We start from the raw sequence: 11805 nt of genomic DNA, 5'->3' as shown, positions 1-11805 counted from the left end.
CTGTTATCAAACCCAGCAATGGTGCAGCGATGCTGATAATAATATTCAGCAACAGCTTAGCCAGTGCCTGCATCTTTTAACGCCGCTCGGCCAGCACAGCGAGGCCTTGCAGGGCGCAGAGCAGCTGCTGCAGTCGGCGCAAATTCAAATTGAGGAGGCCGGCTTTTTGCTGCGCGATGCGAGCGAGGGGCTGGGCAATGCCGATGAGCTGCCAGCTGTTGAGGCACGCTTAGCACAGTTTCATCAGCTGGCGCGTAAACATCGCGTAGCCGCCGATGCACTGCTAGCGCAGCAACAGCATTTGAGCGATGAGCTTGCCGCGCTTGATACGGCCGATCAGCAGCTTGAAACGCTTAACGCAGCTGCACAGCAGCAACAAGCCGCATACTTTGAACATGCTAAGGCGTTAACCGCCGTGCGACAGCGCGCGGCTAAGCAGCTAACCCAAGCCATTCAGTCTGAATTAGCCGTGCTTGGCATGCAGCATTGTGAATTTCAGTGCGCACTGCATACAGATGCCACGCGCACATCGGCACTCGGGCTTGAACGGCTTGAATTTTTAGTCAGTACCAACCCGGGCCAGCCGCCACAGGCCTTACAAAAAGTTGCCTCAGGCGGTGAGCTTTCGCGTATCAGCTTGGCGATTCAGGTGATTACCGCAACTGCCTCAACCATTCCTACGCTAGTATTTGACGAGGTTGACGTGGGCATTGGCGGCGCCACCGCTGAGGTGGTAGGCAGATTGCTGCATAATCTTGGTCAACGCGCACAGGTGATCTCGGTTACCCATCAGCCGCAGGTGGCAGCACAGGCCGATCAGCACTTTTTAGTGGCAAAATACCTGCATCAGGCGCGTAGCCACACCGAGGTCAATTGTTTGTCGCAGGCAGGCAGGCTAGATGAACTGTCGCGCATGTTAGGCGGTGTCGATATCACCGATGCTACGCGCCAGCATGCGCAAGATATGCTTGATCGCGCTGCATCAGCAACGCTTGCCGATGCGGTGTAACACCGGACAATTAAGCTAACTGCTTGCGCCGCTAAAACTACAGTGCCGTTAACCGTAGCGGCAGATCATCTTTTTGTTTCGGCATCGGAAACACCTGATGCTCTGGCTGATAGCCTGCAGGCACTTCCCATTCATAGCGCAGCAGCATTTGATGCATCACGCACTTCACAATCATGCCGGCAAAGTGTAGGCCGATGCATTTATGTGCACCGCCACCAAATGGCACAAATTGAAACGGGTGGCGCTTATGCTCAGCGCGCTCGGGTGAGAAGCGATCGGGATCAAAACGCTCTGGGTGATCCCAGTGCTCTGCCATCATGTGAACGTATTGTGGGAATATATTCAGCACCGTATCGGCAGGCACAAAGGTGCCGTCAATTTCGCAATCTTTAAGCGTGCGTCTTGCCATCATCATCACTGAGGGGTGCATACGTAAGGCCTCATAATGAATATTTTGCAGCGCGCTCATATCATTCAGATCATCAAACACTAAATACGGCTTATTTTTGGCTTGGCTTTGCTCTCTGGCTTGCTGCTGAATCGCCTTGTCTTGCCCCAGATACTGCATGATATAGCTGAGATTTGAGGTGGTGGTATCGTGCGCCGCAAATAATAAGAAGTTGATGTGGGCGGCAATATCATCGTTAGAAAAATAATTACCTTGTTCATCGGTTTCTTGGCAGATCAGGCTAAACATATCATGCTTGTCAGATGCGCGACGTTCTTCAATTTGGCTGATTAAGTAATTTTCCATAAAGCGCATCGCCTGCTTACCTTTGCGCCATTTCGTAAACGGCACCAGCGGCGAGTCCCAACGAATAATACCCATCATACCCAAGGTAATGTCTTCAAACACCTCAGATATATGCTTCGCCTCTTCACCCTGAAAATCGTCAATACCGAGAAATGTTCGGCCGGCAATGTCTAACAGCGTGCGCTTAATATTTGGGAAAAAATGAAAATTCGGCTGATCAGCCCAGGTGCTGATATTGGCCTCGATAACCTCATTCATGCTTTCGGTGTAGCGGCGCATAATGTCGTTTTTGAACGCCGTCTGGAACATGCGGCGGTGCAGCTTGTGATCATCAAAATCGCGCACCAGCAAGCCGCCTTTGTAAAACTCCACCAGCGATTCTTCATAGCCCATCATGGCAGAGAAGTTTTTATCACGATCAAGGTATATCATCTGGTTAATATCAGCACCGGTAATCATTAACACCGGCTGATTGAGCATATTAAATTTGGCCACAGGGCCATGCTGTTTATACAAACGGTCGACCAGACTATAGGGGTTATAGCCTATGGTCAGTATATTGCCTAAAAACGGCAGCCCGCGCTCACCGCTGATATGGCTTAAATCTTGATTGGCTGGGCGTTGTTGGTAGCTTAAATCCATAGCTGATTCCATATTTTTATATTTTTCCAGATTATCGCAGCTATTGCGGCAAATAAACACTGCCGCTCAGCGTATCTGAACCTGCATTCAGTATAGGCATAAAAAAACCCAGCCAATGGCTGGGTTTGTTAAACGCTGGTAAGGTCTGCTAAATTAGCCTTCCGCTTTTTTAGCTGCCGCCTCTGCGATTACTTCGTCTGCCACATTTTGTGGGCAGGCTGCATAGTGTGAGAACTCCATAGAGAACTGACCACGGCCTGAAGTAATCGTACGTAAGTGACCAATATAACCAAACATTTCTGATAACGGCACATCAGCTTTGATACGAACGCCGGTTACACCCGCTTCCTGATCTTTGATCATGCCACGACGACGGTTTAAGTCGCCGATAACATCACCTACGTGATCATCTGGGGTAAATACATCAACCTTCATCACAGGCTCTAATAACTGAGGGCCCGCTTTTGGCATAGATTGGCGGAATGCACCTTTGGCTGCAATTTCAAAGGCAACAGCCGAGGAGTCTACCGCGTGATAGCCACCGTCGAATAGCTCAATATCAACGTCAAGCACAGGGAAGCCAGCTAATGGACCTTCATCCATCATGCCTTTAAAGCCTTTCTCGATCGCCGGGAAGAATTCTTTTGGTACGTTACCGCCAACAACGGTCGAGTTGAAGGTAAAGCCAGTATTTTGCTCACCTGGCTTGATGCGGTAGTCGATCTTACCAAACTGACCTGAACCACCCGACTGTTTCTTGTGTGTGTAGGTGTCTTCAACTGGCATGGTGATCGTTTCACGGTAAGCAACCTGAGGCTGACCGACTTCTAATTCAACACCGTAGGTACGCTTTAAGATATCAACTTTGATATCTAAGTGCAGCTCACCCATACCTTTGAGAATGGTCTCGCCCGAGTCTTCGTCGGTTTCAACCACAAACGATGGGTCTTCAGCCACCATTTTACCAATCGCCACACCCATTTTCTCAGTAGAGCCTTTATCTTTAGGCGTTACCGCAATCGAGATAACAGGATCTGGGAAGATCATGGGTTCAAGGGTACATGGCGCTTTAGGGTCACACAGTGTATGGCCGGTTTGCACATTCTTCATACCAACAACTGCGATAATGTCGCCCGCTTGTGCACTATCTAACTCGGTACGCTCGTCTGCGTGCATTTCAACCATACGGCCAATACGCTCGGTTTTACCGGTAAATGAGTTAAGAATGGTATCGCCTTTGTTCATCACGCCTGAGTAGACACGGATAAAAGTAAGGGCGCCAAATCGGTCGTCCATGATTTTAAATGCTAGGGCACGGAAAGGCTCATCGGCAGATACAGTAGCGACTTCACCGGTAGGTTCGCCAGTATCTGAGTCAGTCAATGGCTGCGCATCAACTTCAGTTGGGCTTGGTAGGTAATCAACGACCGCATCCAGCACCAACTGCACGCCTTTATTCTTAAACGCAGAACCACAGAAGGTTGGGAAGAAGTCTAGCTTGCGCGTGCCTTCGCGAATGCAGCGCTTAATATCATCCATTGATGGCATTGTACCTTCTTCGAGGTACTCCATCATAAGGTCTTCATCTTGCTCTAGCGCCGTTTCGATCAACTTCTCGTGGTACTCTTCCACTAAGTCGACCATATCGGCAGGGATATCAATTATCTCAAAGTTTTCTGGCAGACCAGAATCGTCCCATTGGTAAGCCGTTTTATTGAGNACATCAACGACACCAGAGAAGGTGTCTTCACGACCAATTGGTAAGGTCATAACTAATGGGTTAGCACCTAGCACGTCTTCAACTTGCTTCACAACGCGCAAGAAGTCAGCACCGACACGGTCTAATTTGTTGACGAAAATAATACGCGCAACTTCTGACTCATTGGCATAACGCCAGTTTGTTTCTGACTGCGGCTCGACACCACCAGAACCACAGAAAACACCAACACCGCCATCAAGTACTTTTAATGAACGATACACTTCAACGGTGAAGTCAACGTGTCCTGGAGTATCAATAATGTTTAAACGGTGATCTTTCCAAAAACACGTGGTCGCAGCAGACTGAATGGTAATACCACGCTCTGCTTCCTGTTCCATAAAGTCTGTTGTTGATTCACCGTCATGAACTTCACCAGTTTTATGGATTTTACCGGTTAACTTCAAAATACGCTCTGTGGTAGTGGTTTTACCCGCGTCAACGTGCGCGAAGATACCGATATTTCTGTAGAGTGCTAAATCAGTCATTGCTGGATTCTCTCGATACTCAAGGGGTTAAGGTATAAAAATAGCGCGGCAGTATACAACAAATTGCCAGCAGAGTGCTAAAAATTTTAAATCGCGATATGAATTTTTTATGACCGCTTGGTTATTCTGCGGTTCTTTGCCAAAATCGTTCTTTTAGCCCATCCCGTTGACTATTCACCTATGCGCATTCCAAGAATTTATACCGATCAAGTACTGCAGGAAGGAGAAGTCATTACGCTGGAAGAGCAAGCCAGTCAGCATCTGAGCCGCGTGCTTCGTCTCAATGAAGGCCACCCTATTGAATTGTTTAATGGTCAGGGCGGCAGTTTTCAGGCACACATTACTACACTTCAAAAAAAACAGGTGCAAGTTCGTTGCCTGGATTTTCAAGCTGATAATAGCCATAGCAGGCTGAAGCTACATTTACTTATCGCCCTGTCGAAAGGCGATAAGATGGAGCTGATTATTCAGAAAGCGACGGAATTGGGTGTAGATACGATTAGCCCCATTATTACCAGCAATAGCGATGTGAAAATCAACACCGAGCGACAGGCAAAGAAATTGCGGCAGTGGCAGCACGTGGCCATCAGCGCCTGTGAACAATCTGGCCGCAACCGATTACCCAGCATCAACCCGATTAACACATTTAGCGATAGTCTAAAAACGCTGGATCAGGGGCAAATCTTGATGTTTCACCCACGCGCAGGCAGCACCTTGAGTAACTTATTTGGCCAGCAATCTACTTTGCCGAATACGCTATATTGCTGCTTTGGTTCTGAGGGTGGCTTTACCGAGCAAGAAGTTGTCGCAGCCGAGGCTGTTGGTGGCTTGAACATTACGCTTGATGGTCATGTGCTGCGCGCTGAAACAGCACCGATTGCCGTATGCGGCGCCATCAAAGCACTGGCGGGCGAATGGTAGACTTATTTCAGCAGCGCTTGCAGCGTTTCCTGGATGAGCTGCTCAGCTGACTCAAGATTAACAATACCATGCATGTGCTGATCAAGCTCGGCCTGCATGCTGATCACTGCGCCGTTTAAGCTCTCATTACTGGGCAAGAGATTTTGCGCTGAAATTCGATGCAGCTTAGGCGTCTCTAGTGCGACAAAACCCCAATAGGCGATCTCGCTTAAATTAAACAAGGCATTTACGACCACGATTTTTAAACTTTTTTGCTGACTAAAAAAGCCTGCGTGGTCTAAGCCTTCTAAAGATACCAAGGGTATTTGTAAACCTCGCCAATTGAGCTTGCCGAGCAACCAGTCGGGCGCATCGTCAGCATAGTTTTGCAGCCCCAGCTCATAATCGATAACCTCTGCCACTGCAATGCCGGGCAATAGCACAGACTGCCCCTCAATTGCACAGCTCATGGTAGGCAGTATCGTGTTTGCGGCGTTCTCGGTGTTGGTATCGATGTTGGTATCTGAGCTAGTATCTGCCATAGGGAGTAACTTCTAAAATTCAGTTGCAGGAAAAAAACGTTGATTCAGTTTTTCTGCCAGCACTTTCGCGGTGGCAACTTCGTCAACCTGGCCAGAGGCGATTACCGATTCTGGCATCGCGGCACAAATGCACTCCTCTGGCGCTTGCGCCCAGAGCGGTATATTCGCCTTATCTTTAGCCGCTAGCGCTGCTTTAGCGCCATCGTCACACATGCCGCTGAAAACAATTACACCCAAACGATCGTGAAAATGCTCTGCCAAATTATCGATAATCTGGTCTATATTCGGCGAATAAGGTTTATTCCAACTCTGGTTTAGCAAATAATCAATGCGGCCAAAGGCGTTAACCATAATCGGATTATGCGATGGAATCACAGTCACCACACCTTTTCTGAGCTTTTCACTGGGGCCACAATACGTCACCTCTAGCGATGAATGTTTACCGACAACACCAGGCAGCATTTCATCAAAATTTTCTTCAATATGCTGAGCATAGACAAAGCTTACCGGCAGATCTTCTCGCAGGTGCTGCAAAAATACGCGCACTGCCTCAGGCCCGCCCAATGAAGAAGCTAACACCCAAACCTCTTGCCAGGTCTCTTGCATGACGTCCGCGGCAGTTTGATCGCTTTCCACAGCAGTTGGCGCAGCAGCTAAAGCTTTGCTGAGCTTTTGTTGCAGTCGCTGCGACCATTGCTGAAAGATCAGTCCATCATCACTTGACGGCATATCCTCTGCAATAAAAATCGGTGACTCCGACCACTCCACAAGAGCGTCAAAAACGTCGGCAGCGTCCTTACTGACAACCAGCCACAGCGAGGGAGATAAGGGCGTGGAATCTAGCGTTTGATCTGGCGTTAGCGCATAACTCACTTTTTGCCCGAGCTGATCGACAACAGCGCGCAGCTGCATTTGCTCAGCCGCAGAATCAGCAACAATGCCTATGGTATACTGGCCAAGTTCATGAGACTGCAAAGCTGTTTGATCGGACATGCCATCAAGCCTCTAAAATCTCGGCACCTGTTAGCTCTGAGATTACCCGCAGCACCTCAGTTTCTTGGAACGGTTTGCCAAGATAGCGGCTGGCTCCTAAGGAAATGGCTCTTTCACGATGTTTATCGCCGGTTCTTGAAGTAATCATCACAATGGGTATGTGCTGCTGCGCTGAGTTTCGCCGAACTCGGCTTAACACTTCAAAGCCATCCATACGCGGCATTTCAATATCCAGCAACATTAAATCTGGTAGCTGCTCCATATCAGCAAGCTGCGTCACCGCATCTTGTCCATCCTTGGCAAGCACAACCTCAAAGCCATAGCGCTCTAAGAATCTGGAGGTGACCTTTCTTACCGTTACCGAATCATCGGTAACCATAATTTTCAGCACTCGATCATGCTCAGCCTGCACCTCGTCCAAAGAAGGCTCTGCAACGCGGTCAATGCGTTGACGCTGGCTCTCTTCACGAATCAGCGCCAACATATCAAGAATGACCACGACGTCACCGTTACCCATCACCGTGGCACCGGTAAGCCCCTCAACCATGCTAAATTGCGGCCCAAGTGATTTCACCACAACCTCTTGCGAGCCCAGCAGATGATCAACCTGCACCGCAACGCTGTAATCTGATGAGCGAACCAGAATCACCGGCAGCGGAGCAGTTTTACCTTCAAGATTAGCGCCGTTAGACTGCTGAAGCAGCTCGCCCATATACCGTAAATTGTACTGCTGCGAGGCATACTCAAAGGGTGGCGCATCAGGCTGATAATACGCTTCTAACTCGTACGGGCTAACCCTAACAATACCGTCTATAGTGTTAAGTGGAATAGCATAGGTGTTACCACCGCTTACAACCATTAATGCTCGGTTGACCGAAACGGTAAATGGCAATCTGACGATAAAGCGCGTGCCCTTACCTGCAGCCGACTCAATCTCAATCAAGCCACCCATTTGTTTTATCTCAGAGTGGACAACATCCATGCCGACACCTCGACCGGATATTTGCGTCACTTGCTCAGCAGTGGAAAACCCTGCCTGAAGAACAAACTGCGCGATTTCTTGCTCAGAAAGCTGCAGGTTTGGATCGAGTAAGCCACGCTCAATCGCTTTTTGACGAACCGCGTCAATATTAATACCGGCGCCATCATCGGCCAGCGTCAACACAACTTCACCACCTTCACGAATTAACGATAAGGTGATATTACCGACCTCAGATTTACCTGAGGACACCCGCTGCGAGGTATTTTCAATACCGTGATCGACAGCGTTTCTAAGCATATGCTCTAGCGGCGCTATCATTCTGTCTAATACGGTTCTATCAAGTTCACCCTCGGCATTTTCCACGGTAAACTCTATTTTTTTGCCTAGCTCGTTGGCAACCTGCCTAACGATTCGGCGAAGCCGTGGAACCATTCTTGAAAATGGCACCATTTGCGCGCGCATCAAGCCTTCTTGCAGCTCATTATTAGTGCGACCCATTTGCAGTAAAATGGTCTCAATATCACGCATCTTGCCACTGATAGTTTCAGCGATATCGTCTAAGTCAGAGGCAGATTCAATCAGCGATTTTGACAACTGCTGCATCGATGAGTAGCGGTCCATCTCAAGCGGATCAAAGCTTTCCTGGCCTTCCACTTCCATCTGCTCATAACGTGATGTGATTTGCGCCTCGGTTTCAATTTCCATCCGCCGCAGCTGGCCATGAATACGGTCTACCGTGCCATCCATCTCATCCAGTGAAAAGCCCATCTCGCTCATTACTTCCTCGACACGTGATCGGCTGATAAGATTTTCACCGGCAAGGTTTATCATACTCTGCAACTGATCTGGCGAGAGCTTGATTTGATCGGCACTAACGCCTGCCTTGTCTTTATTTAAACTCTCAACAAAGCTGCGGGTGACGTCAATCGCAGCTTGACTCACCTTAGTATTCAGCACGGACACATCGAGATCGGCTCGAATGGGTACCACATTACTGGTTTGGCTAATCGATTGTTTCGCAGCTGAGCTTAATAATTCAGTGACGCGTTCAACTTCTTTTAATAAGCCGGTTAAATTATCTTGATACTCTTGCACCTGCTCAATAAAAGCGGGTGAGTCAAGTTGCTTATCCCGCTCTGCATTGATAACAAAGGTCTCAAAGTCGTGACTGACATCACCCACCTCTGCCATGCCGCTGACCCTGGCACCACCTTTTAAGGTATGGAGCAACCTCTTCATCTCTTCAATGGCGGCTGCGAAATCGCCTTGTGCCTGCAGCTCAGCAATCGAGGCATCGATACCGGCTAATTGATCGTTAGCCTCGTCAATAAACAATGCCATTAATTCGGTATCAATATCGTGTAAGTCAAGCTGCAGCGTGGTTTCGATATCATTAACATCTAAGGCTACATCTTGATCAACCACCAAGGTTTGACTCGCTACAAATGCTTGCTGTGTAGCAACTGGCTCGACTAAAGAGGTATCTGGCGCAGTATCAACTTCTGGCTCATAACTCAATAGTGCATCAAAACCACGATTCAGCTGTTGCTGCTGAAAGCTGAGCTGATCAAAGAATGACTGATCAAACTGCTGTGTAAGCTCATACTGTTCAATGAAGGCTTCGTATTCATGACATAGATTACCGAGTCGCGACAACGATGATAAACGCGCACCACCTTTCAGCGTATGCAAATGTCGCTTCACCGCATCTATCACTGACGCATTCGACTCATTCGAATGACTGCCTTGCCAGCTTTGGATTTCACGATCTAAATCATCGACTAAGGCTTTTGCCTCTTCGGTGAATATCTCGAGGGTTTCAGGGTCTGCAGCAGATACTTCTTGCAATAAGGCATCAACATCAAGTTCTGATTGAGACGACAATGGTTGCGCATTTGAGGCTGCACTCTCAGCAGTATGGATATGCTCATCATCTTGAGCAGCCAAGCTCGAATGCGATAAACTCTCGCTGACCGACAGCACAGAATCTGTCGGTTGATCCGCTACCAACATCAGTTGGCCTAAGCGTAGCTGAAAATCATCGAGTTGGGCAAAAAAAGCTGCATCATACTGCTGTTTTATCTGCTGCGATTCGATCAGTGATTCAAAGTCATGCACTAAGTCGCCCATAACCGATAGCTCCGCCAATCTTGCACCACCTTTAAAGGTATGAAGATTACGCAACACAGCGTCTATATTCGGACATTCGCCTTGCTCAGCCACCCATAAGGACACCAGATCATCTAACTCATCATGCAGCTCTCTGGCTTCCTCGAGAAAAATATCTAACATTTCATCGTCAGCGGCCAAGAACTGCTGTGCAAAACGCAGGACTTCATCATTAGTGACCGTTGCGAGCTTATTGGTATTGTCAGCCGTAAGCTCGGAAGCTGGGCCATCACTGATTTCCGCATTGACAGCGACGGTTTCGTCTAGTGCCAATTCAATATCTTGCTCAGCGCTTGCTTCAATAGCTTGTTCAGCCGCTTGCTCAGGTGTCTGTTCAGGCAATAGCTCATCACCTAATGCTGCATCTGAAGGAGCGTCTGTGATGTCAGCTTCATCGCCAGGTGCATCCAGGGCTGTAAACTGATAGTCTTCAAGCCTTGCTACGAGATCATCGGCAGCCAATAGCTTCTGATTTGCCGCAATCAAGTCCAGCATACTTTCTAAACCATCAAAGGTTTGCTCTAATAAGTCGGCTACAGATTCAAATTGTTCGGGACCAGCCTGTATTGGCAACAACTGCTGATAAAATGCCGACAGCGCACTGGCTAACTCAGCCAACTCAGGATAATTATTCTGGGCTGCACTGATGGATAAATCATCTAGCAATGCTGGCGCATCGGCAGTTGTCGTAGAATCAGCACCTTGCGCCTGAAGTGAATGATTGATTGCCTCAAGCGCAGTCATACATCGCAGCGCTTCGTTGATCATCTCAAACTGCTTGTCATGTTGCACCGCATCATCGCTACTGCTGCTGGTGCAAATTTTTTGCTGATGCAAGGCGTCTAAATCGGCAAGGAAACCCTCAACACGCTGGTGGTGAACGGTTTTATATTCGGCAATGGCCTGCAGCTCGTCTAACAGGATTGTTTCAGCCTGCATGAGTATGGCCAAAATATCAGCGTCAACGGCAATTTGGTAATTGGCTAAGTCTTTAACGATCTGCTCTAATGGCGAGGTAAGCCGCGCCATCGTTTGCATTTCAGCCATATGTGCACTGCCTTTTAAGGTGTGAAAGGCGCGCTGCAAGTCATGACTGATAGTAATATCACTAAACGCAGGTTCTAAGTCGGCAAGGTAGTCACTGAGGCATCGGATATGCACAGTGGCTTCCTCAATAAAAATGCCGACAATTTCTTCATCAAAATTCTGCTCTGCGATTGGCTCTGATGGCAATAATGCTGCAGGCTCGACCTCAGTTATATCTGTCTCATTGCTTTGCTCATCATGCACAGCTGCTGCATGCCGCTCTGCTTCAAAATCAATTTCAGGCTCAGATTCAAACTCAGACTGAAAATTTGCGCTGACTAACGCGTCAGACTCGACCAGATTCAATGCAGAATCAGCCTGCTCGATATCTAGTGCAACGACTCCCGCCTCGTTTTCTGCTACCTCTTCGACTACTGAGTCGTCAGTTACCACGGCCGCAGTTGCAACTTCAGGGTCATTAGCGACCTCTAACAATGCCGCTGCATCTGATGTATCGACAACTATTTCGGCGTTTTGCAATGCC

Annotated in this window: 7 protein-coding genes; 2 read left to right on the top strand and 5 right to left on the bottom strand. The window is 48.4% G+C overall.

Annotated features, from left to right (window positions below; translation table 11 throughout):
• Nucleotides 1-1009: DNA repair protein RecN (locus HRU21_06455; GenBank protein NRA41937.1), on the top strand; the 1009-nt coding region annotated here is incomplete at its 5' end.
• A gap of 37 nt (nucleotides 1010-1046) precedes the next feature.
• On the opposite strand, the gene HRU21_06450 is transcribed toward HRU21_06455, so the two are convergent.
• Complete coding sequence (locus HRU21_06450; protein NRA41936.1) at nucleotides 1047-2405, bottom strand: cytochrome P450; 1359 nt, start codon at nucleotides 2403-2405, stop codon at nucleotides 1047-1049.
• Nucleotides 2406-2558: 153 nt separating this feature from the next.
• Nucleotides 2559-4649 (bottom strand): elongation factor G, encoded by a 2091-nt coding sequence (locus tag HRU21_06445; GenBank protein ID NRA41935.1) that lies wholly within the window; start codon nucleotides 4647-4649, stop codon nucleotides 2559-2561.
• 180 nt (nucleotides 4650-4829) lie between these two features.
• Between HRU21_06445 and HRU21_06440 the strand changes: the two genes are divergently transcribed.
• Nucleotides 4830-5570 carry a 16S rRNA (uracil(1498)-N(3))-methyltransferase gene (locus HRU21_06440; protein NRA41934.1) on the top strand — a complete coding sequence of 247 codons (741 nt, stop codon included), beginning with the start codon at nucleotides 4830-4832 and terminating at the stop codon, nucleotides 5568-5570.
• Nucleotides 5571-5572: 2 nt separating this feature from the next.
• Here HRU21_06440 and HRU21_06435 read toward each other — a convergent pair whose 3' ends face one another.
• From HRU21_06435 to HRU21_06425, 3 genes are all read right to left on the bottom strand, one after another.
• Nucleotides 5573-6091 (bottom strand): chemotaxis protein CheW, encoded by a 519-nt coding sequence (locus HRU21_06435; GenBank protein NRA41933.1) that lies wholly within the window; start codon nucleotides 6089-6091, stop codon nucleotides 5573-5575.
• 12 nt (nucleotides 6092-6103) lie between these two features.
• Complete coding sequence (locus HRU21_06430) at nucleotides 6104-7084, bottom strand: chemotaxis protein CheB (GenBank protein NRA41932.1); 981 nt, start codon at nucleotides 7082-7084, stop codon at nucleotides 6104-6106.
• A 4-nt stretch (nucleotides 7085-7088) separates the two neighbouring features.
• A partial coding sequence (locus HRU21_06425) for an Hpt domain-containing protein (protein ID NRA41931.1) occupies nucleotides 7089-11805 on the bottom strand: 4717 nt, incomplete at its 5' end.

Source organism: Pseudomonadales bacterium, assembly GCA_013215025.1.
GTDB lineage: Bacteria > Pseudomonadota > Gammaproteobacteria > Pseudomonadales > DT-91 > DT-91.
The sequence above is the reverse complement of the archived record's forward strand: the minus strand, read 5'-3'. Positions and strand labels throughout refer to the sequence as shown.